This window comes from Oribacterium sp. FC2011, from assembly GCF_000701645.1.
Lineage (GTDB): Bacteria > Bacillota > Clostridia > Lachnospirales > Lachnospiraceae > Oribacterium.
This window is the reverse complement of the sequence record NZ_JNJM01000009.1, coordinates 127,534-153,174: the sequence shown is the minus strand read 5'-3', so window position 1 is coordinate 153,174 and position 25,641 is coordinate 127,534. Positions and strand designations below refer to the sequence as shown.

18 protein-coding genes, 1 other RNA gene and 1 pseudogene are annotated in these 25,641 nt (G+C 43.0%); 18 read left to right on the top strand and 2 right to left on the bottom strand.

Annotation, left to right across the window (positions count from 1 at the left end; all coding sequences use genetic code 11):
• The first annotated feature begins 44 nt into the window (after window positions 1-44).
• The 4 genes from T357_RS0109125 to T357_RS0109110 all read left to right on the top strand — a co-directional run bounded on the left by T357_RS0109125 (window position 45) and on the right by T357_RS0109110 (window position 3,884).
• Window positions 45-1,364, top strand: coding sequence for an N-acetylmuramoyl-L-alanine amidase family protein (locus tag T357_RS0109125; RefSeq protein ID WP_031551354.1), 1,320 nt, complete (start codon window positions 45-47; stop codon window positions 1,362-1,364).
• A 240-nt stretch (window positions 1,365-1,604) separates the two neighbouring features.
• Window positions 1,605-2,372, top strand: a complete 768-nt coding sequence (locus T357_RS0109120; RefSeq protein ID WP_049962362.1) for an AzlC family ABC transporter permease — start codon at window positions 1,605-1,607, stop codon at window positions 2,370-2,372.
• Window positions 2,362-2,664: an AzlD domain-containing protein gene (locus T357_RS0109115; protein ID WP_031551347.1), complete on the top strand. Its 303-nt coding sequence runs from the start codon at window positions 2,362-2,364 to the stop codon at window positions 2,662-2,664. Before T357_RS0109120 ends, T357_RS0109115 begins: the two co-directional genes overlap by 11 nt.
• Before the next feature lie 92 nt (window positions 2,665-2,756).
• Entirely contained in the window at window positions 2,757-3,884 is a 1,128-nt protein-coding gene (locus T357_RS0109110) for an acyltransferase family protein (protein WP_031551344.1), read from the top strand.
• A 132-nt stretch (window positions 3,885-4,016) separates the two neighbouring features.
• On the opposite strand, the gene rsmI is transcribed toward T357_RS0109110, so the two are convergent.
• Window positions 4,017-4,871: a 16S rRNA (cytidine(1402)-2'-O)-methyltransferase gene (rsmI, locus tag T357_RS0109105; RefSeq protein WP_031551341.1), complete on the bottom strand. Its 855-nt coding sequence runs from the start codon at window positions 4,869-4,871 to the stop codon at window positions 4,017-4,019.
• 251 nt (window positions 4,872-5,122) lie between these two features.
• Between rsmI and T357_RS0109100 the strand changes: the two genes are divergently transcribed.
• The 5 genes from T357_RS0109100 to T357_RS0109080 all read left to right on the top strand — a co-directional run bounded on the left by T357_RS0109100 (window position 5,123) and on the right by T357_RS0109080 (window position 11,052).
• Window positions 5,123-5,686, top strand: a complete 564-nt coding sequence (locus T357_RS0109100; protein WP_031551338.1) for a hypothetical protein — start codon at window positions 5,123-5,125, stop codon at window positions 5,684-5,686.
• Between the two features lie 194 nt (window positions 5,687-5,880).
• The gene (locus T357_RS0109095) at window positions 5,881-7,146 is read left to right on the top strand and encodes a glycoside hydrolase family 10-like protein (protein WP_044916609.1); all 1,266 of its coding nucleotides are present in this window, start codon (window positions 5,881-5,883) and stop codon (window positions 7,144-7,146) included.
• Window positions 7,147-7,300: 154 nt separating this feature from the next.
• Window positions 7,301-9,364: a methionine--tRNA ligase gene (gene metG, locus T357_RS0109090; RefSeq protein ID WP_031551331.1), complete on the top strand. Its 2,064-nt coding sequence runs from the start codon at window positions 7,301-7,303 to the stop codon at window positions 9,362-9,364.
• An 18-nt stretch (window positions 9,365-9,382) separates the two neighbouring features.
• Complete coding sequence (locus tag T357_RS0109085) at window positions 9,383-10,162, top strand: TraX family protein (RefSeq protein ID WP_031551328.1); 780 nt, start codon at window positions 9,383-9,385, stop codon at window positions 10,160-10,162.
• Window positions 10,159-11,052, top strand: coding sequence for a TatD family hydrolase (locus T357_RS0109080; protein WP_242840088.1), 894 nt, complete (start codon window positions 10,159-10,161; stop codon window positions 11,050-11,052). Before T357_RS0109085 ends, T357_RS0109080 begins: the two co-directional genes overlap by 4 nt.
• A gap of 123 nt (window positions 11,053-11,175) precedes the next feature.
• Here T357_RS0109080 and ffs read toward each other — a convergent pair.
• Window positions 11,176-11,274, bottom strand: an RNA gene (gene ffs, locus T357_RS20840) — signal recognition particle sRNA small type.
• Window positions 11,275-11,439: 165 nt separating this feature from the next.
• Between ffs and T357_RS0109070 the strand changes: the two genes are divergently transcribed.
• From T357_RS0109070 to T357_RS0109030, 9 genes and pseudogenes are all read left to right on the top strand, one after another.
• Window positions 11,440-13,185, top strand: a complete 1,746-nt coding sequence (locus T357_RS0109070; protein ID WP_049962361.1) for an MBOAT family O-acyltransferase — start codon at window positions 11,440-11,442, stop codon at window positions 13,183-13,185.
• Window positions 13,186-13,262: 77 nt separating this feature from the next.
• Window positions 13,263-14,693: a DHHW family protein gene (locus tag T357_RS0109065; protein WP_049962360.1), complete on the top strand. Its 1,431-nt coding sequence runs from the start codon at window positions 13,263-13,265 to the stop codon at window positions 14,691-14,693.
• A 110-nt stretch (window positions 14,694-14,803) separates the two neighbouring features.
• Window positions 14,804-16,099, top strand: a complete 1,296-nt coding sequence (locus tag T357_RS0109060) for a UDP-N-acetylglucosamine 1-carboxyvinyltransferase (RefSeq protein WP_031551317.1) — start codon at window positions 14,804-14,806, stop codon at window positions 16,097-16,099.
• Between the two features lie 169 nt (window positions 16,100-16,268).
• On the top strand, window positions 16,269-17,510 hold the full coding sequence (locus T357_RS0109055) for an ArsB/NhaD family transporter (RefSeq protein ID WP_442944864.1): 1,242 nt from the start codon (window positions 16,269-16,271) through the stop codon (window positions 17,508-17,510).
• 230 nt (window positions 17,511-17,740) lie between these two features.
• Window positions 17,741-20,341 (top strand): annotated as a pseudogene (gene adhE / locus T357_RS0109050) (bifunctional acetaldehyde-CoA/alcohol dehydrogenase); the annotation flags it as partial.
• 570 nt (window positions 20,342-20,911) lie between these two features.
• Window positions 20,912-22,246, top strand: a complete 1,335-nt coding sequence (gene gdhA / locus T357_RS0109045) for an NADP-specific glutamate dehydrogenase (protein WP_031551309.1) — start codon at window positions 20,912-20,914, stop codon at window positions 22,244-22,246.
• Window positions 22,247-22,553: 307 nt separating this feature from the next.
• Window positions 22,554-23,480: a DUF3881 family protein gene (locus T357_RS0109040; RefSeq protein WP_044916604.1), complete on the top strand. Its 927-nt coding sequence runs from the start codon at window positions 22,554-22,556 to the stop codon at window positions 23,478-23,480.
• A gap of 291 nt (window positions 23,481-23,771) precedes the next feature.
• Window positions 23,772-24,422 (top strand): amino acid ABC transporter permease, encoded by a 651-nt coding sequence (locus T357_RS0109035; RefSeq protein WP_031551303.1) that lies wholly within the window; start codon window positions 23,772-23,774, stop codon window positions 24,420-24,422.
• 96 nt (window positions 24,423-24,518) lie between these two features.
• Window positions 24,519-25,283 (top strand): amino acid ABC transporter ATP-binding protein, encoded by a 765-nt coding sequence (locus T357_RS0109030; RefSeq protein WP_031551300.1) that lies wholly within the window; start codon window positions 24,519-24,521, stop codon window positions 25,281-25,283.
• Window positions 25,284-25,641: the final 358 nt, after the last annotated feature.

Sequence of the window (25,641 nt, the reverse complement as noted above, 5' to 3'; positions counted from 1 at the left end):
AAAACAGTGAAAGACCTGAATATATAGTGGAGAAAGGGGAGTAAATGAAGAAAACCAAGATTAAATTAATCAGTGCTTTGGCTGCGGCATGTCTAAGCACTTCAATGACGTCCCTGGCTATGATAAAAAATGTAGAGATAAATGCGGACCTTGATTCCATCAATGAAGTTGACGCGGGGATTTGCTTCTTTCCCGATTACGAAGTTGAGGATGATGATTTAGAGGTTAATGTAGCAGCAGATACTACAAGCATTAAAAACAACAATCCTACAATTCCGGCAACAGTTAATATAACCATAACAAGTGATGCTGGAGCATTGGACGATGACCTTAAGATTTCCGGAACCGGCATAAGGTCAACTTATGTGGATATGGTTTCTGTGGATAATACAGAGGCAACGGGGAGACTTTTGGTTTATCCTCTTTATGAGCTGGTGGCTCCACAGAATCTAACCATAGACGCAGCAAATCAGCAGGTCAGCTGGAGTGAGGTTCCTTACGCCGGAAAGTATGAGGTAGTAATCACTTATCTTGATAAAAACGGAAATGAAAAGACGAGCCATGCCACAACAGAAAAGACGTATCATTCCATAAGTACTGCTTTAGCCAATGCTTATCTGGGAACTTTCGGAGTTGCAGTGAGAGCCATACCTACCGATGAGCAGGGATACCAGGATGCAGCAGTGGATCAAAATGGTATGGCAAGCTGGACCGGCTTTGATACAACATTTGCAGATGAATACGAGGTGAGGGTAAGCTATACGGGTACAAACGGAAAGAAGGTAACTACTAAATTCCGTACCAGGGATACTTATCATGATGTATCGGGTTACATGAATTCCGCCCAGGCAGGAACATTTAAGGTGACTGTCCGGGCAATACCTAAGAAGAATGATGCAAAGTACTATAATATCGCTTTTTCTGACTGGAGTTATGCCGGGAGTTATGCAGCAGACACCGGTGACTATGATATAGACGATAAATGGGAGTTCTTAAGTGATTATAAGGCTGCCGTTGAGGGGAACTTTGCAACAAATATAAAGAGCCGTGGTACATATAACAGTGCTGATCCGAAGACCATAGGTTCCGGAAGTGCCAATGCATCATGGAAGAGAACCGGTTACAAGTGGCAGTATATTACAGATGGTGTTGCTTTTAACCAGGGCTGGAAGCAGATAAATGGTCAGTGGTATTATTTTGACCCTGACAGCTACATGCATACCGGATGGCTTGAGCTGAACGGCGCAAGATACTACCTAGAATCAAAAGTCGGATCCTCTACCGGAGTAATGGTAACAGGCACACGAGATATTAACGGCAAAACCTACATTTTCGGTGATAACGGAATCTGTCTGAATTACTAGATGAGAATCAGTCATGTCAGAGCCGGAGGGCATTCAAATGGATGCCCTCCGGCTCTGGCCGTCCTATACTCGACTGAATAGTTATTATGTATCTCTGCCATAATTTATTATAATGGGAATAATGGTTAACATTCCTGATGATTAAGGATATACTATAATGACGTGAAAAATCAGCATTACCGAATGGTGGACATTTGTGTGGGATTCATATGATGGCACCGGATTAGGGAGTTTATGAAAATGAAGAACAACAGGCATTGGTTTTTAAAGGGGTTAAAGGATGGTATCCCTATAGCTATAGGGTACTTTGCGGTATCCTTTGCACTGGGATTTTTTGCAAGTAACGCAGGACTTACAGTGTTTCAGGCAACCCTTTCAAGTCTTCTTTGCAATGCTTCTGCAGGAGAATATGCGGGATTTGTAGGGATAGCTTCAAAGGTTTCATATCTGACTATGGCAGCTATGATAGCTATCGTTAATATCAGGTATCTCCTTATGTCGGCGTCACTTTCCCAGAAGCTGCCTGAGGAAACAAGCCTTCCTCACAGACTTCTTGTGGGTTTCTGGATAACTGATGAGATATTTGCAGCTTCAATTTCAGTACCTGGTAAACTTAATCCCTTTTACAGTTATGGCCTTGCCATAAGTTCTCTTAGCTTTTGGGCCCTGGGCACCTGTCTTGGAGCCGTTGTGGGCAATGTAGTGCCTGATAATGTGGTAAGCGCCCTGGGGGTTCTTTTATATGGTATGTTCCTGGCCATAATCATTCCTCCGGCCAGAGAAAACAAGATTTTACGTTTTCTGATCATCATTGCAATGTTTTCAAGCTTTGCTTTTTCAAAGCTTCCGGTTTTATCATCCATCAGTAATGCCATCCGAATAACTATTCTCACAATCGTGATTTCCGGTGCGGCAGCATTGATATTCCCTATAAAAGGGGATGAAGACAAGCTGGAGACCGGGGCAGATGTTTCTCATGAAGCAGGGGAGGTAAAGAATGCGCAGTAATTATATTTATATTTTTATCATGTTTGCGGTATCCTTTATCATCAGAGTGCTTCCTCTTACACTTATACGTAAACAGATAAAGAATATAACCATACGATCTTTCCTGTATTATGTGCCCTATGTGACACTTGCGGTTATGACATTTCCTGCCATTATGGAGGATGTGGAAAAACCGGTTGCGGGATTGTTTGCACTTATAGTTGGGATCATAACAGCATGGTTTGGAGGAGGACTTTTTCCCACGGCTGTTGCCTGCTCCGTTGTGGTGTTTGTTTTGGAATTATTTATTTAAACGATGAGTCATGAGTTTGCTTTGAGCCTTCGCGGCAGTTTGTGAAGATAATCACGGCAGAGACATTGGCGCATGAACTATGGAGGTAATTGATGACAGGATCTGATGGCGTTAAGAAGGTAAGGGATCCGGGGATAGATTTTATAAGAGTGATTGCCTGCCTTATAGTCATTGGCACACATGTGGACGTTATGGGAACAGGGGACTCCACAAAGCTCCTGATAAGATTATTGCTTTCGGACGGAGTAACGCTGTTTTTTGTGATCAGCGGATTTTTCTTTTTTAAAAAGGGGTTTAAGGAAACACTTAAACGCTCATTAACAAATATAGTGCTTCCCGGAATAGTGGTAATGTTTCTGACTTATCTGTTTTCACCATTCATCAGGGGGGAGAAAAGCATTATTCAATGTCTCACTTATCCGGAACTGGATCTCCCGGGATTCATCACGGATGTTTTTTCCTGGGGTGGAGGTATCCGTGAGAGCCTGGCAAGCCACCTCTGGTATATATTTACTTATCTTCAGCTGGTTCTCGCCTATCCGCTTTTAAAACCTTTATACACAAAAGATGACCGGTACCGTAAATACAGATGGTTCATAATGGTCTTTATATTTATCAATCAGATAATAATGGATCTCAATATGACAGGGCTTATCAGTCTTTTACCTGTACAGGTATCACCCTTTATGCTGTATACGACACCTGCCATGCTTCTTATGGCGGGGGCTGAGCTGTCCATGATGATGCCGGTGCTGAAAAAATCCACGAGGCTTAAGGAAGTCAGGATTGGTGCGGTTGTCGTCTTTGCTGTGACATTGGTACTGAGATTTGTTATGCAGAGGGAAGTATTCAGGCTTAACAGTACTCAGGATTTCTACATTTACTGGAACTGTGCTTTTGCCACAGTTGAAAGCATTAGTTTCATCATATTTGTTCTAAGTTTTGATTTTAGAGATAACAAGCTGATTCAGACTATGGCAAGAGCCGGAAAGTATACTTTCTATATATATCTGCTTCATTATGGAATATACCATATGTTATTTTTCAGAATGGGACCGGACTGGAGTTTGGGGCTCATAGACCTTAACAATGGCTACGATACCCTGCCTAAGGAGATATTACATATTCTGATACGTGTACCTACAGTGTTCATCCTTTCACTTGCTGCCAGTGCAGTGATAGTCAGGACCGGGGAGTTTTTTAAAACCCCAAAAAAATAGTTTGAAAAATCCTTTTCATCACAATTTGTGCCGACTGCTGAAGACGGCACGGAGATTAGTACGAAAAAATAACCGTCCGCTTAACAAGGAGCCTCGTGCTGAGGATTTTTGTTAAGCGGGCGGTTTGGACGTTTACTGCACCTTAAGTTCATTATATATATCACGCTTTGAAACGCCGCGGTCTTTTGCCACAGCCTTCATGGCGTCTTTCTCCGAAAGCCCCTGCTTCAGGTAGTGATCCATGTGATCCTCTAAAGGCATTTCATTCCATCTGGCTTCTGATTCCGCCTGGATATCTTCGGGATTTCTTCCTTCCAGGACAAGGACATACTCACCTCTCGGTTCCTCGGCCTCATACTTCGCTATGGCTTCTGAAAGAGTGGTCCGGATTACTTCTTCATGCTTCTTTGTGAGTTCACGGCAAAGAGAAATGTGCCTGTCTCCTCCCAAAGTATCGCAAAGATCCTTAAGCGTTGCCTTAAGTTTATGAGGTGCTTCATACAGGATCATGGTTCGGGTCTCAGTCTTAAGTTCCGAAAGAATCCTGGAACGTTCTTTCTTATCGGCCTTTTCTGTAGGCAAAAATGCTTCAAACGCGAATCTTCTGGTGGGAAGCGCGGACATGGTGAGAGCGGTGATGGCAGCAGCAGGCCCCGGAAGTGAAGTTATCTGAATACCGGCTTCAGCTGCCTGTCTCACAAGCTCTTCTCCAGGATCTGAAATACAGGGTGTACCTGCATCTGTTATGATGGCAATGTTTTTTCCGTTCAGCATATCCGAAACCAGAGTTTTTGCCTTATCGAATTTATTGAATTCGTGATATGCGGTCATGGGAGTATGAATGTCGAAATGATTTAAAAGCTTTATGGAATTTCTGGTGTCTTCGGCAGCTATGATGTCAACAGATTTAAGACAGTTGATGACTCTGTAGGTGATGTCATCAAGATTTCCTATGGGTGTTGCACATATATATAAGGTTCCCGGCATAATGTTATCTCCGATATGTTCTGTATTTTTTATCAGCATGACAGGAGCTTTTACTGATGTCATGACTCATATGCCCATCATAGCACATTAACTAGGATTTTTTTGCGCAAAGATTAAGATTTACGCACTATGCTTGCAATTATAGTTTAGCTCTGTTATATTACACTCTGTATTTTCGAGAGGCTCGTGAGAGTCTTTCGTTTTATATTTAAAAAAATTATAGGATAGAAGAGTTTTTGAGGAGATAGATTATGAAGAAATTTATTGCGATGCTTTTACTTGCAATAGCAGTGCTTTCAGTTGTGGGCTGTGGCAGTAAGTCAAATTCAAAACATGATGAGACTGCAAAAGAAAAGACTAAGGAAACAGCACCTGACGGAAGTATCATAGAAGAATCTACAGCAGAGGAAACAAACCCTGAAAACGGACTTCCTCTTTCAAAGCAGCCTGATCCCAATGCTCCTGTTTTAGATACAGTCGTTGTTTATGCCATGGTTAACGGAAGCATGTCACAGGTTATGGATTCAGTTGACGAACTTACAGAGCAGGCGCTTCTTGATAAGCTCATCGAGCTTGGAACTGTAGGAGCAACTACAAAGCTTGTCAGCTTCGAAACAGAGGAAACAGGAGAGACACAGCCTGCAGGTCCCGGAGCTACAGAAGGTCAGCAAACCATGACCATCAAGAAGGGTAAGCTTGTACTCAGCGATTTTGCAGCAGGCGAGAATTTCGATGAGGAAACCGCAAAGCAGGCTGTTGCAGATACATACGCACTGAACTATGAGCTTTCAGAGTGTGAAGTTACTATTCAGTAAATTATAAAAATGTGACGAGGTCTTCCTTTAGGGAGACCTCGTTTTTACTATGTGAAGTTATCCACCGGGCGTTGAGTCCGTTCAAATGATTCAGCCGTCAAAAGATTGAAAAAACCATAATACTCGATTGTGATAAGGGGTATGTGGTAAAATAGAAAGGTATTTTAAAAATTCAGGTGAGAGGAAAAGAAAAAATGAATTGTAAAAAAAGGTCAGGAATCAAAAATCATAAGCTGGTTCTAAGCTATGTTATAATACTTATCCTTTGCGTATGTATGTGCGGGGTTATAAGTTCAAAGGCTGCCGGCGTATCAGACGGAATAGGAGCATTGTCCAATGCAACTGGCGGGCTTCGGGGAGTATGGTTCTCATATATAAACTGGGATGAAATGCCATCGGATGAAGAGGCTTTTAAAAAAGAGGCAGACAAGGTGATGGAAACCATAGCGGCAAACGGCCTGAATGCCATTTTCTGCCATGTCCACAGCCATACGGATGCTTACTATAAATCGGATATATTCCCGGTTTCAAAGTTTCTCCACATAAATCCCGATAAATTTGATGCACTGGGATATATGGTGGATTCTGCACACAGGCACGGGATTCAGTTCCATGCCTGGCTTAATCCCTACAGAGTCACCGGGTCCATGAAAAAATGGGAAGAAGAGAAAGAGGATTCCATTTCCAAAAGATGGTATAACAATCCGGAAACCAACAGAAACGTTCTTTTATTTGACGGAAGCTATTACCTGAATCCTTCCAAAAAAGAGGTGCGTGACCTTATCGTTTCAGCTGTTCAGGAAGTTATGACAAAGTATGATGTGGATGGAGTTCAGTTTGATGATTATTTCTATCCGGGGCTTGGAACAGGGGCTGACACAAACTTTGATTATCAGGAGTATGTTGAATCAGGAAGTACCCTTCCTATATCGGAATGGAGAAGGGATAATGTCTCCGCCCTTATCGAAGCGGTTTACGCGAAGGTTCATGAGATAAAACCGGGTGCAGTGTTCGGTGTGAGTCCCGTAGCACAGCTTAAATACCTTAAGAGTAACAGAAGCTACTTTGTGGATATAGATGAGTGGCTTTCATCAGATAAGTACGTGGACTATATATTACCCCAGATCTACTTCGGCTTTGAGCAGAAGACCGGAAGCGGAGCGATATCTGACGCAGCCTATGAGGTATGCCTGAATGACTGGATAAATCTCATGGAAAAAAACAACAGCAAGGTAAAGCTTTATGTGGGACTTGCTCTTTATAAGTGCAATACCGACAGCTGGGACGGAAATGATATCCCCGAGTGGCTGAGATACAATGACATTCTGGCAAGAGAAGTGCTTACTGCCCTGGGAACCGGAAAAGTATCGGGCTTCGGAATTTATGCCTACCAGAATCTTATTGACGGCAAGGCTATAACAGAGGTGGAAAACTTAAGGAAAATATTCCTTGGGGCATGAAAATGGCGGTAAACTTGCTTTTTAAGAGTTCATATCTTATATTAGTTAAGTTAAAACACAGAAAAATGTTGATTTTTCAATGTTTTTCGGGTAAATAAGCAAATATATAATAAATCAGGTTACCTTTCATTCGGGTAACCGGAAAGAGTGAAACATGGAAAAGAAACCGTACTATATCACTACAGCGATAGCTTATGCTTCAGGAAAGCCGCATATCGGCAATACTTACGAGATCGTTCTTGCGGATGCTATCGCACGTTTCAAGAGATTTCAGGGTTATGACGTAAGATTCCAGACCGGAACCGACGAGCATGGCCAGAAAATAGAGTTAAAGGCTGAGGCAGCAGGTGTAACACCAAAGCAGTATGTTGATAAGACAGCCGGAGACATTAAGACCATTTGGGATCTTATGAACACTTCTTATGATAAGTTTATCAGAACAACAGATGAGTACCATGAGAAACAGGTTCAGAAGATGTTCAAGAAAATGTATGACAAGGGTGACATCTATAAGTCTGAGTATGAAGGCTGGTACTGTACACCATGTGAGTCCTTCTGGACAGATTCACAGCTTGTGGACGGAAAGTGTCCCGATTGTGGAAGAGATGTTGAGAAGGCAAGAGAGGAAGCTTACTTCTTCAAGATGAGCAAGTATGCAGATCGTCTCATGAAGCATATCGAGGAGCACCCCGAGTTTATCCAGCCGGTTTCCCGTAAGAATGAGATGGTAAACAACTTCCTTAAGCCGGGTCTTCAGGATCTTTGCGTATCCAGAACCTCCTTCAAGTGGGGAATCCCTGTTGATTTCGATCCAAAGCACGTTGTTTACGTATGGCTTGACGCCCTTACAAACTATATTACCGGTCTTGGCTATGATGTTGACGGAAACAACGAGGAACTGTTCAACAGGTTCTGGCCCTGTGACCTTCACCTTATCGGAAAGGATATCATCCGTTTCCATACACTTTACTGGCCGATCTTCCTTATGAGCCTTGATATACCTCTTCCAAAGCAGGTATTCGGACATCCATGGCTCCTTACAGCGGCAGGAAAATCACAGGAAGGCATCAAGATGTCAAAGTCCCGTGGTAATGTTATCTACGCTGACGATCTGGCAAAGCTTTTCGGTGTTGATGCCGTAAGATTTTTCGTTATCCATGAGATGCCTTTCGAGAACGATGGCGTTATCTCCTGGGAGCTTATGGTAGAGCGTTATAATTCAATGCTTGCCAATATCCTCGGAAACCTCGTTAAGAGAACCATCTCCATGAGCAATAAGTATTTTGATGGTGTGGTTGAGGATAAGGGTGTCACAGAGCCTGTTGATGAGGATCTGAAGACTACTATCCTTAATGCGGTTAAGACAGCAACAGAGAAGATGGATCAGCTTAGAGTAGCCGACGCACTCACAGCTGTTTTCGATATCTTCAGAAGATCAAACAAGTATATCGATGAGACTGAGCCATGGGTACTTTCAAAGGATCCTGAGAAGGCTGACAGACTTAAGACGGTTATGTATAACCTTACAGAGGCTATCAACATTGGAGCTTCTGTTCTCGAAAGCTTTATGCCTGAGACAGCCGAGTCCATCCTTAAGGAGATCAATGCTGAAAAGCGTGCTCTTTCCGATATGGATAAGTGGGGACTCTACAAGTCCGGTACAAAGGTAACAGCTGAGCCTGCAACACTCTTTGAGCGCAAGAAGGAAGAGGATGTTATGCAGGAGGTTGAGAAGATCGAAGCTGAGCAGATGGCTGCAGCAGGTGTTCAGGAGGAAAAGGCAGAGGAGGCTTCTACAGAGGAAGCTCAGGAAGGCGACGGAATGCCGGAGACCATCGATGAGAATGGTGACTGTGCTCCCGATACAAAGGTTTCAGATCCTGAAAAGAAGGCAGAGATAACCTACGATGACTTTGCAAAGATCGAGTTCCGCGTAGGAAAGATCCTTCATGCAGAGGAAGTAAAGAAGTCAAAGAAGCTTCTCAAATTCAAGGTTCAGGTGGGATCCGAGACACGCACCATCTTAAGCGGTATCAAGAAGGCTTATAAGCCGGAGGATCTGGTTGGAAAGCGTGTTATGATCGTTGCAAACCTTGCTCCACGTATGATCGCAGGTGAGGAATCACAGGGCATGATCATTGCAGCAGAGGATGATGACGAGAATATCGCTCTTATGACACCGATGAGCAAGATGCCTTCGGGCTCTATCATTTGCTGATAGAAAAATTTAAGGATTATGGCAAGACATCATAGTGTACTCAAGAGTACAAAAAAGAATATTGGTATTTCAGGTGGGACACTAAAGTTTTTGGCTGCTCTTATGATGACCGCATATTATTTTGCGGTCATCATTATCCATAACGGAAAACTTTACGGTTTTGTTGATGAGTACTATCAGATGGCCATCGCCACCGAAGAAGGAGCCTTATGGCTCAGATTATATGATTTTCTGGTAATATTCCGTCATTTCAGTTTCCCTATCTTTGCATTTCTCTTAGTAGAAGGTTTTATACATACTTCCGATTTCCGGAAATATTTCATCAGAGTTTTTATTGTTGCGCTTATCTCAGAGGTTCCTTACGATCTGTCATTTTACAACGAGACCTACAACTTTCATCAGCAGAATCCGGTGTTTACATTGGCAGCAGCCCTGCTTGTAATGTTTTTTATGAAAAAATGGTGGAAGCGGCCCCTTCTTAAATGGCTGGTGGTGGCTGTGGGATGCGGAATCGCATATCTCGGACGATTCCAGTATGGATGGTACGGGGTATTGGCAGTTTCTCTCATGTACAACTTTAACAGAGAGAAGATATTTCAGATGCTCGGCGGTGCTGCGGCTATTGCAGTGGGAAGCATATCATCCCGTTTCCTTCCGGTATTGAGCTTTATCCCCATAATGCTTTATAACGGAGAAAGAGGAAGGTTTGATTTTAAATGGTTCTACTATATTTACTATCCTCTTATGCTGACAGCTTTTTATGCAATGATCTATATCGGAGCAATGGTTAATATATGATAAAAGATGTTATGATTTTTGATTCCCATGCTCATATGAATGATGAGAGCTTTGAGGAAGACAGAAGCCTTGTTATAGAGAATCTTGGGAGTTCCGGAATCGGTTATTTCACTGAAATAGGCTTCGACATGCCATCAAGCCTTAAGGCGGTGGAACTGGCCAGAAGATATGACAATGTTTTCGCGGCAGTAGGTTTTCATCCCGACCACAGTGACAGATGCCGGGAGGAAGACATTATACAATTAAGGAAAATGGTCGAAGAAGACAGAGTAGGGGTCTCAGGAGTTAAGGGAGATTCCGGGCAGCGAAAGATAGTTGCCATTGGTGAAATAGGTCTCGACTATCATTACACCAGGGAAGGCATCGCTGAAAGGGCTTTGAAAGCAGGAAAAGAGGCTGCACCGGAGGAGCTTGAGGGTGCAGATCCTGAGCCTGAGATACAGAGGGAAACCTTTGGGAAGATGCTTAGGCTTGCAAGAGAGCTTAAAATGCCGATAAATGTACATTCAAGAGATGCTGCGAAGGACACCTACGATATGATCGTTTCCGAAGGAGGGTATGAAAACGGTGGTATAATACACTGTTTCGGTTATTCTCTTGAAATGGCGAAGCTTTATGTGAAGCTTGGTATGTGTGTGGGAATAGGCGGTGTTGTGACCTTTAAGAACTCCAGAAAGATAAAAGAGGTTGTGGAAAACATCCCGATTGAAAATATAGTTTTGGAGACGGACTGTCCTTATATGGCACCGGTGCCTTTAAGGGGAACCAGAAATGATCCGGGAAATCTTATATATGTGGCGGATAAGATCGCTGAATTAAAGAATATGACCTCGGATGAGGTTATACGGATTACCACGGAAAATGCAAAAAGGGTTTACAGGATAGGATAAAAAAATCCTCACGGATTCTTTTGGATTCCTGAGAGCCGCGTGGACAGAATAAAAAAAGAGGCAGCTTATACCGATATCGGAGATATGGCAAAAGCTGCATTATGTCAAATAAAAAGCTCCGGAGTTGAGTAGGTGGATCCACGTCACATGGGAGGATCCTCTTAGTGCTGCTACGTTCCCGTCCTGACACGGTTCGAGGGACCCATTGCGTGGGGCCCAAACAACCCCGAAGCAAGTTGAAGTATACATGAAAACGATGTAATTGGCAATAGAAGTCTGAAAGTAATCTTTTGAACTTAACCGGTGACTCAGGTACATGACAGGAAAAAATCTTCCCGCACCTGACACACGGAAGTATTGTTGTTTTAAAAGGAGAGGAATATAGTTATGAGCTTTACAAGCTTGTTTTTCGTAACAATATTCTTTCCGGCGTTTACCTTGATTTATTTCCTTATGCCGGGAATAAAACAAAAAAATATATGGCTTCTTCTGGCATCCCTTGTGTTTTACGCCTTTGGAGGCCTTAATTATCTTGTTCTGATCATAGCATTGGCAGCATACGCGTGTCTTACAGGCAGGATGATCCAGGGGGCTCTGGACAGAGCAAAGGCTTCAAATCCCGACTACGAAAAGGGAGATGAGGAATTTATGAGTCCTCTGGCCCAGAAATCTATCGAAAAGAATAAAAGGATTGCAAAGACCTGGCTGATCGCAGGTATAGTTGTTCTGGTTATAATCCTTGCGGTGTTTAAATACACAAGATTCATATTACAGGATGTACTTGCTTATAAACTTGATGGAAAGCTTGACGAAGAGATCCTAAGAATCGGTATGCCTCTCGGAGTGTCTTTCTACACCTTTAAGCTTATAAGTTATGTTTCCGATGTTTATAATCAGAAGACCAGAGCGGGAGATTTCTTCCATGTGCTTCTGTATACGGTGATATTTCACCAGGTTACTCAGGGACCTATCTCCAGATACGGAGAGCTTTGTACACAGTTTGATAAGAGAAAAGTTTCCTATGAGGGAATTTCAAACGGTATATGGAGATTCAGTATCGGAATGGCAAAAAAGACTCTGATAGCCGATCATTGCGGAAAGCTGTGTGATGTATTTCTGCCTTTGACTGAAAATGTATCATATTCTGTTTTCGGAGCCTATATGGGGTCGTTGTTCTACATGATGCAGCTGTATCTGGATTTCTCAGCATATTCTGATATGGCTATCGGTCTCGGAGAAATCCTGGGACTGGAATATCAGGAAAACTTTAACTATCCATATATCGCTGCCTCTGTCAGGGATTTCTGGAGACGCTGGCATATATCCTTAAGCAGCTTTTTCAGGGATTATGTCTACATTCCTCTTGGAGGAAGCCGTGTGGGTTTCGGAAGACTGATGCTTAATCTTTTTGCCGTGTGGGCTCTTACAGGTTTATGGCATGGCGCCAGCTGGAATTTCATTCTGTGGGGATTGTATTATTTTATATTTATAGTTATTGAGAACCTGTATCTGAAAAAAGCAGGTAAAGAGAAGAAAACCGGAGGGCTCAGTGTGATAATGGGAGCATTGGGACATCTCTATACCCTGGCGATAGTCTTTTTCGGATGGGTGCTTTTCAGAATAACGGACTTCCATAAGCTATGGGAAGTTATAAATGTAATGTTTGGAAGGAGCGGAAGAGCTCTTTATACAGCATCCGAAGTTCTTACCCTGAGGGGTAATGTTTACTTTGTGATTCTTGCCGTAAGCTTTTGCACCCCGTTATGGAAGAATATAGCATTGACAGTAAGGAAAAGGTTATACAGCAGCCAGCACAGAGAGGCTCTGGAAATGCAGAATCTCGAGGATGAAAGACAGCTTCATGAGCAGGAAGCAAAGGATCACGAGCTGGTTGAAAAATTCAGTTCAGAAAGTACCGGCATAATCGATGAAGTAAAGAAACAGGACATAGAAAGCCATGAACGAATGGTTACAAGACTTGAAAACCGCATCAAAAAAAGAAAAAACGAGCGTGTAATGAGGGAAACCCTGTTTTACGGAATGAGAACCATTCTAATGCTTATTTTTTTGTTCGTTTCGATTTTAGCTATGGTGGGAGCAAGTTATTCACCATTTTTGTATAACCAGTTTTAAATATCGTGAGGCAGGTCCAATGAGCCGATTGGATCTGCATCAGGTCTTATATTACGGCTGAAAATCAGTATTTATAAATGAGTGATAACACAAAACCAAAATCAAAAAAGAATAAGATCAGCAGGGAAATAAAGAAGAAGGTCTTTAAAAGCAACGGAGCCAGGCTTATGTCAGGTGTCGCCATGGTCGCCTTTGCAGGACTCTTTTTTGTGGGAACTGTGATTTCAAGACCGGATTACTCCGAGTCAGAGAAACGACCTCTTGCAAAAAGGCCTGCTCCGGAGATGCTTACTGTGATGAATGGAAAATTCTTCACTGATCTCAATAAGTGGTTTTCTGATACATTTCCTTACAGGGAGGAACTGCTCTCTCTGGAAGCCGGAATAGAGGACTATTACGGAGTGGGCGGAGAAGCCTATTATGGCAATAAGGCATCGGTGGTGGAAGATACCATACCGGAAACTGCAGAATCTCTCGCACCGGTGCTTCTTATGGAAAGTCCTGAGGAGACTGAAGAAGCTCCAGCTGAAACAGTCATTGAATTCGATGAGCTTATAGAAACCAATGAAGACGGAACTCTCAAGGTTGACACTACTCCAAAGGAAAAGGTGGAGATCGCGGGCGAACAGGCCGGAAATATCTATGTCAACAACAATAGAGGCTATGAGATCTTTTATTACAATCAGGGCGGTTCCGTTAAGTATGCATCCGTTATAAATACGGTTAAAGCTCTGTTCCCGGATGCCAATGTCTATGACATGCTGGTACCCAACAGCTTCGGAGTGGATCTGGATCCTTCTCTTCAGGAGGAGCTTGGATCAGGAAACATGCCGGATGCCTTTAACTATATCTACAGTCTGATGGATCCTTCCATACACAGGATATCCGTGTTTGACACCATGGTAGCCCACAAGGACGAGTACATCTATTATAATACTGACCATCACTGGACTGCCCTGGGTGCTTACTATGCTTACAGAGATTTTTGCATGGAGAAAGGCATTGAGCCCCATGAACTAAGTGATTATCAGTATGTGGATTATGAAGGCTTTTACGGAACATTCTATTTTGCCACAAACAGATCCGAACAGTTAAAGGCCAATCCGGATCATGTGGAAGCATGGATACCTTTAGGTACAAATGATGCTGTAATCACACTTGAGAGTGGTGAGGTGGTGAACAGCAAGGTCATAAATGATGTGACAGAAGCCAATGCGGGAAGAAAGTATAACTGCTTCATCAATGGTGATAACCCATTTACACAGATTACAAATCCACATATAACAGATGGTTCAAGCTGCGTGCTGGTGAAGGAGTCCTATGGCAATGCCTTTGTCCCATTCCTTGTGGATCACTATGAAAATGTTTATGTGGTGGATTACAGATATTATAAAGGTAACCTTTCTGACTTTATCACTGACCATGGTGTAAGTGATATAATCTTTTTAAATAATGTTCAGGCAATTACGGAAAAAGTGTCAGGAATGATTTTGAGTATTTTTTCTTAATTTTAATGTAGGTTGCAAAAAAGGAAGCTTTCATTTATAATTCTAGGGATTATGGATATAAAGGTTTAGTATACTCTTTTGCTGATTATACTACTGACTTAAGGAGATATATGGAACAGTTTATCATGAAAGGCGGAAAACCCCTTCACGGAGAAGTCGTGATAGGCGGGGCAAAGAATGCTGCATTGGGCATCATTGCCGGAGCGCTTTTAACAGATGAAGATGTTACGATAGAGAACCTGCCGGACGTAAGAGATATTAACGTTATGCTGGAGGCACTGAAGGAAGTCGGCGCCACAGTTAAACGAATAGACCGGCATACGGCTCTAATCAATGCTTCAGAGGTACAGGATGTTTCCATAGATGATGAATACATACGTAAGATCAGAGCGTCTTACTATTTTATAGGTTCATTGCTTGGAAAATATCACAAGGCCATAGTTCCTCTTCCGGGAGGCTGTGCCATAGGTTCGAGACCTATCGATCAGCATATCAAGGGCTTCAGGGCTCTGGGAACCAATGTTGAGATCAAGAACGGATGCGTTCAGGCGGATGCACCTAATGGACTTAAGGCGTCACATATTTACCTGGATGTTGTGTCTGTAGGAGCTACCATCAATATCATGCTTGCAGCGGCTCTTGCCGAAGGCAGAACTATCATTGAGAATGTTGCCAAGGAGCCCCATATAGTTGATGTTGCAAACTTCCTGAATTCCATGGGAGCCAATATCAAGGGCGCCGGTACGGATACTATCCGTATCAAGGGTGTAAAGAGACTTCACGGCACCACCTATGCGGTTATTCCTGACCAGATAGAAGCCGGTACCTTTATGTGTGCGGCAGCAGCTACCAGAGGCGATGTACTTATCAAGAATGTTATTCCCAAGCACCTGGAATCAATTTCAGCAAAGCTTATGGAAATGGGAAATACCATTTATGAGTACGATGAGGCGGTACGTGTCATCGGTGCGGAGGTACAGCATCCTACAGATGTAAAGACGCTGCCATATCCGGGATTCCCTACAGACATGCAGCCTCAGATGTCAGTTACCCTTGCACTTGCAGAGGGAACATCTGTGGTTACGGAATCTATCTTTGAAAACAGATTCAAGTATGTTGATGAGCTTGCCCGTATGGGTTCAAACATAAAGGTAGAGGGTAATGTTTCTGTTATAGACGGTGTGAAGAAATTTACCGGTGCCAGCGTCAATGCCCTTGACTTAAGAGCAGGAGCAGCCCTTGTTATTGCGGGACTTTGTGCTGAAGGTATAACAACAGTTAACGAGATCGGTTATATCCAGAGAGGATATGAGCATTTCGAGAAGAAGCTTCAGACCTTGGGTGCAGAGATATCTCTTGTAAATTCAGACAGAGCCGCGCAGAAGTTCAGGCTGAAGATCGGATGATACAGGGAAGATAGTGGTCTCATAGATTCCTGAAGACATGCATGCTATGAATAAAATATTATAATGCAGAAGGAGACTGGTGAGAGGATCAACAGTCTCCTTCTTTGTATTTTTTTGAAGGGGGTTAATTTTGGAAATAAAATATGTTGCGTTAGCATTATTTATCCTGATGTATGTGGTTATGATCGTGAAATCCGAATGGAAGTTATTTACGATCTGGGCGGTTGCAGCAGCCTTTGTGGTCCTTGGAATAATGCGGAGAGATTTTATGTACATTCTTTCCGTTGTTAACTGGAACGTTCTCATGATGATAGGCGGAACCATGTTAGTGGTTTTCTTCTTTATCGAATCGAAGATGCCTAACCTGATGGCAGACATCATCCTGGATAAATGTCCTAATGTAATGTGGGTGATCATACTCATGTCGCTCTTTTCGGGTGCTGTTTCGGCATTTATCGATAATGTTGCTACGGTTCTCATGATAGCGCCGGTGGGTCTTGCCATATGTAAGAAGCTGGACATCTCACCGGTATCCATGATCCTTTCGGTGGCTGTTTCATCCAATCTCCAGGGCGCTGCAACATTGGTAGGTGATACAACCTCCATAATGCTTGGTGATTACGCAAACATGAACTTCATGGAATTCTTCTGGATGAAGGGACGTCCCGGAATTTTCTGGGCTGTTGAGCTTGGAGCGATCATGACAGTACCTGTAATGATGTTTCTTTTTCATAAGCTCACCCAGCCGGTTGAGGCAAATGAAAAAACCGTTGTGGAGGATAAGTTTCCCACTATCGCACTTTGCGGAATAGTTGTATGTCTCATTATCGCATCTTTCATTCCGGATACTCCGTCAATAACAAACGGTGCCATATGTATGGTCATCGCGGTTATATGTCTGATTTACGATTACGTTACCAGGAGAAGCATTACAAATCTCAGACGTGCCCTTGCGTCAGTTGACTTCGAAACATTATTTGTTCTGTGCGGTCTTTTCGTGGTTATACGCGGAATAACCGATGTGGGACTTATAGATGATGCAGCAAAACTCATAGTAGATGCAGGCGGCGATAATCTGTTTTTACTGTACACCATCATTGTTTGGGGTTCCGTAGTGTTCTCTGCCTTTATAGACAATATTCCTTATGTTGCTACCATGCTTCCTATACTGACGGGTATAACATCCCTTCTTGGTATAGAGCCCTATGTGCTTTATTTTGGTCTTCTTACAGGAGCTACCCTGGGAGGAAACATTACACCGATAGGTGCAAGTGCCAATATCACGGCAGTGGGTATGCTGAAGAAGGGCGGTCATGAAGTGTCTTTTGGAGATTTTATGAAGATAGGGCTTCCTTTCACATTGGTTGCAGCTACAACAGGCTACCTTTTTATATGGGTTTTCTGGCATTGAAACAGCCGGTCAATATTTCACCATTTCAGATGATTTTGATGTATTGTGGATATATGGAAGCTCTGTAAATTATTAAAAGAATGTTAAAAAAATGTCAATTTGTATTGACAAGGAGAGATTTAGGAAATATACTATGTCCATAGATTGATAAAAAAATAACAAACGAATCAGAACAGATTCGTGAAATTATTTTTCAGAAACTATTGTTGCCACAGAAAAGAGGAAATCACATGAGTAAAGTAAAAAATCCGGAAGTTGTAAATGACATGGATTCATTGCTTCAGAAGATCCAGGTAGTTCGTGAGGCTCAGGAGAAGTTCGCGACTTACAGTCAGGAACAGGTTGACAAGATCTTCAATGCAGCAGCTACAGCAGCAAACCAGATGCGTATAGAGCTTGCGCAGATGGCTGTAGAAGAAACAGGAATGGGCGTGGTTGAGGATAAGGTTATAAAGAACAACTACGCAGCTGAGTATATCTACAATAAGTACAAGAATGTACAGACCTGTGGAGTTATCGACGAGGATCCTGCGTTCGGAACAAAGACAGTTGCCGAGCCTTTAGGACTTATCGCTGCTGTAATTCCTACAACAAACCCTACATCAACAGCTATTTTCAAGACATTGCTTTGCCTTAAGACAAGAAACGGTATCATCATCAGCCCGCACCCAAGAGCTAAGAAGTGTACAAGCCTTGCAGCAAAGATCGTACTTGACGCAGCAGTTGCAGCAGGTGCACCTGAGAACATCATCGGATGGATCGATGAGCCGTCACTGGAGATGACATCAGAGATCATGCATGATGCTGACTGCATCCTTGCTACCGGCGGACCGGGAATGGTTAACGCAGCTTATTCATCAGGAACACCGGCTCTCGGAGTTGGTGCAGGAAACAACCCATGTATCATCGATTCTACAGCCGATATCGAGATGGCAGTTTCCTCTATCCTTCATTCAAAGACATTTGATAACGGTATGATCTGTGCATCAGAGCAGTCAATAACCGTTGTTGCAGACGTTTACGATAAGGTAAAGAAAGAGCTGGAGTACAGAGGCGCATACTTCCTTAACAAGGAGGAGCGTGAGAAGGTTGGAAAGACCATCATTATCAACGGCTCACTCAATGCCAAGATCGTTGGACAGCCTGCATGGAAGATCGCTGAGCTTGCCGGCGTAAAGATCCCTCACGATAAGAAGGTTATCATAGGAGAGGTTTCAGATAACACAAAGGCAGAGCCATTTGCACACGAGAAGCTTTCACCGGTTCTCGGAATGTACAAGGCAAAGGATTTCGATGCTGCTATTAAGAATGCAGAGCTCCTTCTCATGGACGGAGGCCCCGGACACACAGCATCTATCTTTATTGATCCCAGAGAGACTGAGAAGATTCATAAGCACGCAGTTGCAATGCATGCCTGCAGAATACTTCTCAACATGCCGTCTTCACATGGTGGAATCGGTGATCTCTATAACTTTAAGGTTGCTCCTTCTCTTACACTGGGATGCGGTTCTTACGGCGGAAACTCCGTATCTGAGAACGTTGGTATCAAGCATCTTTTAAACTACAAGACAGTTGCAGAGAGGAGAGAGAATATGCTCTGGTTCAGAACACCTGAGAAGGTTTATTTCAAGAAGGGCTGTATGCCTGTAGCCCTCAGTGAGCTTAAGGACGTTTACGATAAGAAGAAGGTGTTCCTGGTAACAGACTCCTTCCTTGATCAGGCAGGATACATCAAGCCTATAACAGATAAGCTTCATGAGATGGGAATCGACTACAGAGTATTCTCTCATGTTCAGCCGGATCCTACACTTGCAAATGCAACTGAAGGTGCTGAGCAGATGGCACGTTACAATCCTGACACCATCATCGCATTCGGTGGCGGTTCAGCAATGGACGCAGCAAAGATCATGTGGGTTCTTTATGAGCACCCTGAAGTAAAGTTCGCTGACATGGCTATGCGTTACATAGATATCCGTAAGAAGGTTTACCAGTTCCCTAAGATGGGCGAGAAGGCTCTGTTTATAGCTATCCCTACATCTTCTGGAACAGGTTCAGAGGTTACACCGTTCGCGGTTATAACAGATGAGGAGACAGGAACAAAGTATCCTATCACTGACTACGAGCTTCTTCCTAACATTGCCATCGTTGACACAGACAACATGATGACACAGCCAAGAGGACTTACAGCTGCATCCGGAATCGACGTACTTGTACACGCTCTTGAGGCATACGCAAGTATGATGGCTTCACCATATACAGACGGTCTCGCACTTCAGGCTATGAAGAGAGTATTTGATTACCTTCCTACAGCCTACAACGAGCCTACAAACATCAAGGCACGTGATGAGATGGCTAATGCTTCCTGCATGGCAGGTATGGCCTTCGCCAATGCTTTCCTTGGAATCTGTCACTCCATGGCTCACAAGCTTGGCGCATTCCACCACATCCCTCACGGACTTGCAAACGCACTGCTTCTTAATGCTGTAATCAGATATAACGCATCAGAGCAGCCGCCAAAGATGGGAACATTCCCTCAGTATGAGTATCCTCACACACTTAAGAGATATGCTGAGTGTGCACGTTTCGTAGGCATTAACGAGAAGGATGATGCAAAGGCTGTTGAGAAGCTCTGCGAGAAGATCACAGAACTCAAGAAGACAGTAGGCGTTAAGGAAAGAATACAGGACTACAACGTAACAGAAGAAGATTTCTTAAAGACCCTCGATGAAATGAGTGTCAAGGCCTTCGACGACCAGTGTACCGGCGCTAATCCCCGCTACCCGCTGATCTCAGACCTCAAGGAAATCTACATGCTTGCCTTCTACGGAAAGAAGTACAAGAAGAACGACAAAACCCCTGTAGAGATACTTGGTTGCGTAAAGGAGTATACAGAGTAAAGTTCAGCGTCACGCCACCTTACTTTGATATTCAATACATGTTGAATCTTGTGGCAACAAGTTCATGAAGTGAAGCTGTGTGAGATCTATATCTCACACAGCCTTCTTTTAATATACGTGAATAATTCATCAGTAAATTGTTATCGATATGTGAGGAAAATGCAAGGGATGTGTGGCTAGGGCTGCGAACTGAAAGAACATCCTGCTCCTAATGTACGAACCAGATGCACGCCAGTGCAGCTGGGGCGAACATTAGGAGCAGGATGTTCTTTCAACTTCGTGGCCCGTCGCGCATCCCTTGCATTTTCCGTACCATTTCAAAACATACCGTTTGGTTATGTCTGCTATTTTTTATTTACTCTGAAGTTATATCGTGATATAGTATCTCATGTAAAGCAAACGATTCGGAGCCAATGGGGGCGCCTTTCAGGAAGAGGGGGCGTGGTCTGTCCTGGCACCGGATTTTTTTAAATTAAGAAGTATTTCCTGAAGGAGGAAAATCTTATGTCTTATGTTACAGAAGTTTACGAAAATTTAAAGGCTAAACATTCAAATGAGCCGGAGTTTCTTGAGGCTGCAAAGAGAATTCTTGATTCTCTGGATCCTATCGTAGAGAAGAACGAGGATGTATACAGAAAGAATGCTCTCCTTGAGAGATTTGTAGAGCCGGAAAGAATCATTACATTCAGAGTACCTTGGACAGATGACAAGGGTGTAAACCATGTAAATCTTGGCTATAGAGTGCAGTTTAACTCTGCTATCGGACCATACAAGGGCGGTCTTCGTTTCCATCCTTCAGTTACACAGTCAATTCTCAAATTCCTTGGCTTCGAGCAGATATTAAAGAATTCTCTTACAGGTCTTCCTATCGGTGGCGGCAAGGGTGGTTCTGATTTTGATCCTCACGGAAAGTCAGAGTCAGAGGTTATGCGTTTCTGCCAGAGCTTCATGACAGAGCTTTTCAAGTATATCGGTAAAGACACAGACGTTCCTGCAGGAGACATCGGTGTAGGCGGACGTGAGGTTGGATACCTCTTCGGACAGTACAAGAGACTTTCAAACCTCTATGAGGGCGTTCTCACAGGTAAGGGTCTCAGCTTCGGCGGATCACTTGCAAGACCTGAGGCTACAGGATACGGTCTCGTATATATCACAGACGAAATGGTAAAGGCAGCAGGCAAGTCTCTTAACGGAGCAACAGTAGTTGTTTCCGGTTCGGGAAATGTTGCACAGTATGCTATCCAGAAGGCAACCGCACTTGGAGCAAAGGTTGTTACATGTTCTGATTCTAACGGATACGTTTATGATCCTAACGGAATCAACTTTGACGTTCTCTGCCAGATCAAGCAGGTAGAGAGAGCAAGAATCAGAGAGTATGCAAAGAGAGTTCCCGGTTCAGAGTACCATGAGGGTGAGAGACCTTGGGGCGTTAAGTGCGATATCGCTCTTCCTTGCGCAACACAGAATGAAATCAACGGTGAGGATGCCAAGAAGCTTCTTGCCAACGGATGCTGGGCAGTTGCAGAGGGTGCTAACATGCCATCTGATTCAGATGCCATCGATGCTTACCTTGCAGCAAAGATCCTCTTCATGCCTGCTAAGGCAGCTAATGCCGGTGGTGTTGCAGTTTCAGCTCTTGAGATGTCTCAGAACTCTGAGAGACTCAGCTGGACCTTCGAAGAGGTTGACGGAAAGCTTAAGGATATCATGACAAATATCTACAAGAACGTTGCAGCTGCAGCTGAGAAGTATGGCTATGAGGGCAACTTCGTAGTTGGTGCCAACATTGCAGGTTTTGAGAAGGTTGCTGATGCAATGCTCGCTCAGGGACTGGTATAATATTACTTTTTGCTGATGGATTTGTGTAATGCCGCCGATCCCGTAAACGGAGTATCAGCAGGTATTATGATAGACTGATGCAGGGATTCTGAGATTGCTTGCAATTAAGAAACTGATATAGTAATATACGAAAGTCAGGTGTATTTAACACCTGGCTTTCATTGGTTATTCCCGTAAATGTAATTATCTTACATTTCTAAATGAAATCAATTGAGTTTCAGATTGGTAGACGTTCATTCTGTTGAAAAGCATTGATTTTTACGGGAAAATATAAGATTATTCAGATTGCAGTCTAAAGGGGTTATAGATGCATAATTTTCTGAAAACGATCGGATTTTCAAAAATACAAACGGACATGCAGCTTGAGCCGCTTTTGGAGCGTGCTGTTAATGACAAGTACCGGACTCTTATCATCAATGGTAACGAGGGTTCAGTCATTGAGCAGTATCAGCTTCCGGTGGCACCTTCTATGGGTATTGCGGTTGTGGGAGAGAGAACTCCCGACGGTGTTTTTCACAGGAAGTATTATTTTCCGTATATGAGATCCTATGATGGAACATTGACAGAAGCAGGATCTGTGGAGAGACATCTGGAAAAGGAAACTTATGCAGGAGTACTTGAAGACTTTAAGTCAGGTATCACACTGATTTTTTATGTGACCAACTCAGTACAGCTCAGAGAACTCCAAAAAATGGATATGCGTGTAAAAGCAAGACAGGCATTTCTTACAGGACTTGCCAGCGACGGAAAGATCCTTTTACCGATAGAGAAGAAGGATGAAGATCCTGAAGCAGTAAAAAGACAAAGCAATGAGCGCAGAAGACTGTTTGAAGCCGCAAGGCAGGGAGACCAGGAAGCAATTGATACTCTTACCGAAACGGATATCAATATGTTTAACGAGCTCCATCAGCGCATAGTTACAGAAGATTTATACAGCATAGTAGAAACGACATTCATGCCGACGGGTGTGGAGTGTGATATATATTCCATCCTTGGAGAGATAGTTTCTCTCAGAGTAAAGGAGAATGTTTACACCCATGAAAATGTGGTGGATATGAAGATCAGCTGCAACGACTGTATCTTCCATGTTGCCATCAATGAGTCGGATCTCGTGGGCATCCCGGCTGTGGGAAGAAGATTTAAAGGAAAAATATGGATGCAGGGCAATCTTGAATTCATTGAGAATGATTCGGATGGTCAGGCTGATGACGATAACGCAGATGCTGTGGGATAACACCACAGCATCTTTTTGTATGTCGGGCATGTCGTCAATCTGTGGTAAAAGTCCACAAGGGACGTAGTTGCCAGCGAATCCCGGACCGAATCCCAAGGTTTACATCGCGAGATGTAGGCTGGAAGAAGGGATAGCGAAATCGTAAATCCATTGGGATGGTTCTCGCCGGCGAGAACTGTCCCTTCCGGCTTTCAGTGATACACTTGATTTAACGATTTATCATTGCATTGAGCTAAAGCGTTATGTATAATCAGACAGAAACACGTTAAAGGAAATACGTTGGAGGAAAACATGGTTCTTTCACAGATAATAATAGAATTACTGGAAGGTCTTGCCGTATCGGTAAGGATTTTTTTGATAACACTTCTTTTCAGTCTTCCGCTGGGGCTTGTTATAGCCTTTGGAAGGATGTCGAAGAATAACATTATCAGCAGCATAACAAAGATATATATATCCATAATGAGGGGAACCCCTCTTATGCTTCAGCTTTTTGTTGTGTATTACGGACCTTACTATCTCTTTAATATAAAGCTTAGTCCCACATACAGACATTCTGCTGTTTATATAGGCTTCATAATCAATTACGCTGCCTACTTCGCTGAAATCTACAGATCAGGAATACAGTCAATGCCTGTCGGACAGTACGAGGCTGCCACACTTCTCGGATACAGCAAATTCCAGACCTTTGTGAGGATCATCCTTCCGCAGGTTATCAAACGAATCCTTCCGTCTGTTACCAATGAAGTTATAACACTTGTCAAGGATACCTCCCTGGCCTTCTCCATCTCAGTAATGGAAATGTTCACAAAGGCAAAGGCATTATCCTCAAGTCAGACCTCCATGACACCGCTTATTGTTGCGGGATTGTTTTATTATGTGTTCAATTTCGTAGTGGCGTTTCTCATGGATAAGGCAGAAAAGAAACTTGACTACTATAAATAAAAATTCGGATTTTTTGTGAAAATCTGATATGCATCCTCGGCCCTTAAGTAGACAAAAATTTTATGGGGCGATGAACTCAATAACGGAGATAATAAAATGAATCTTTTGGAAATGGAGCATGTGAAAAAAAGCTTCGATAATCTGCAAGTATTAAGAGATATCAGTCTTGAAGTAAAAGACGGTGAGATAGTATCCATAATCGGACCCTCCGGTTCGGGAAAGTCTACACTTTTAAGGTGTGCAACCCTTTTGGAAACAATGGACTCAGGTACACTTAAGTATGAGGATACTATAGTTGCCGAGAATGATCCCAACGGTAAGGCTGCATATGCAGATAAAAAAACCATAAGAAAAGTAAGTTCCGTATTCGGACTCGTTTTCCAGCAGTTCAATCTGTTCCCGCACTGGAACGTTATGCAGAATGTTACTGATGCAGTGATAAATGTTCAGAAAAAATCAAAAGCCGAAGCCGAGAAGATCGGAATGGAGCTACTGGAAAAGATGGGCTTAAGTGATAAAGCAAACTACTATCCATTTCAGCTTTCCGGAGGACAGCAGCAGAGAGTAGCAATTGCAAGAGCTCTTGCCCTTAATCCAAAAGTCCTCTTCTTCGATGAGCCCACCAGTGCACTGGACCCCGAACTTACCGGCGAAGTTCTGAAGGTCATTAAATCTCTGAAGGATCTTAAGATCGCTATGGTCATAGTAACCCACGAAATGTCCTTCGCCAGAGACATTTCCGACAAAGTTATCTTCATGGCCGACGGAGTAATCGTCGAGCAAGGCTCCGCCGAAGAAGTCTTCAACTCCGAAAACGAGCGCATGCAGACCTTCCTCGGCCGATATAAGGATATCCTGTAAAGTTGTCGTATTAAATGTTTAGCACATTGACTGCATATTCATATTCTTCACAATTAAGTCAAAAATCTCAAAGTGCCTGTTCTTGATGACTGAAAATTTGGAATTATCTGATATGAGTCAAAGCGCTATTACGGGAAGCAATTGAAATGTGGAAAACCATTATGAATGCAGATTTTATGAAGGTGTAATTCAGTTTAATTTACGTTTATTCCACATAAAATGTGGAATAATTTGCATAATTGTGGACAACTATGTGGATAAAAAATGTTGCATAAAATGTGTGGATAAAATTTGTTAATATAATCAATTGTGAAAATGAGAAAAAATTGATTAGTGACGTATTTAAACCTAAAAAGTG

Bases quoted from the DNA above. Each gene is read 5' to 3' on its own strand.
- T357_RS0109070 (WP_049962361.1), top strand. From the start codon at position 11,440: ATGAGCTTTACAAGCTTGTTTTTCGTAACAATATTCTTTCCGGCGTTT.
- T357_RS0109125 (WP_031551354.1), top strand. From the start codon at position 45: ATGAAGAAAACCAAGATTAAATTAATCAGTGCTTTGGCTGCGGCATGT.
- T357_RS0109120 (WP_049962362.1), top strand. From the start codon at position 1,605: ATGAAGAACAACAGGCATTGGTTTTTAAAGGGGTTAAAGGATGGTATC.
- T357_RS0109035 (WP_031551303.1), top strand. From the start codon at position 23,772: ATGGTTCTTTCACAGATAATAATAGAATTACTGGAAGGTCTTGCCGTA.
- metG (WP_031551331.1), top strand. From the start codon at position 7,301: ATGGAAAAGAAACCGTACTATATCACTACAGCGATAGCTTATGCTTCA.
- T357_RS0109060 (WP_031551317.1), top strand. From the start codon at position 14,804: ATGGAACAGTTTATCATGAAAGGCGGAAAACCCCTTCACGGAGAAGTC.
- T357_RS0109065 (WP_049962360.1), top strand. From the start codon at position 13,263: ATGAGTGATAACACAAAACCAAAATCAAAAAAGAATAAGATCAGCAGG.
- rsmI (WP_031551341.1), bottom strand. From the start codon at position 4,871: ATGCCGGGAACCTTATATATATGTGCAACACCCATAGGAAATCTTGAT.
- T357_RS0109110 (WP_031551344.1), top strand. From the start codon at position 2,757: ATGACAGGATCTGATGGCGTTAAGAAGGTAAGGGATCCGGGGATAGAT.
- T357_RS0109100 (WP_031551338.1), top strand. From the start codon at position 5,123: ATGAAGAAATTTATTGCGATGCTTTTACTTGCAATAGCAGTGCTTTCA.
- T357_RS0109080 (WP_242840088.1), top strand. From the start codon at position 10,159: ATGATAAAAGATGTTATGATTTTTGATTCCCATGCTCATATGAATGAT.
- T357_RS0109040 (WP_044916604.1), top strand. From the start codon at position 22,554: ATGCATAATTTTCTGAAAACGATCGGATTTTCAAAAATACAAACGGAC.
- T357_RS0109115 (WP_031551347.1), top strand. From the start codon at position 2,362: ATGCGCAGTAATTATATTTATATTTTTATCATGTTTGCGGTATCCTTT.
- T357_RS0109030 (WP_031551300.1), top strand. From the start codon at position 24,519: ATGAATCTTTTGGAAATGGAGCATGTGAAAAAAAGCTTCGATAATCTG.
- T357_RS0109085 (WP_031551328.1), top strand. From the start codon at position 9,383: ATGGCAAGACATCATAGTGTACTCAAGAGTACAAAAAAGAATATTGGT.
- T357_RS0109055 (WP_442944864.1), top strand. From the start codon at position 16,269: ATGTATGTGGTTATGATCGTGAAATCCGAATGGAAGTTATTTACGATC.
- gdhA (WP_031551309.1), top strand. From the start codon at position 20,912: ATGTCTTATGTTACAGAAGTTTACGAAAATTTAAAGGCTAAACATTCA.
- T357_RS0109095 (WP_044916609.1), top strand. From the start codon at position 5,881: ATGAATTGTAAAAAAAGGTCAGGAATCAAAAATCATAAGCTGGTTCTA.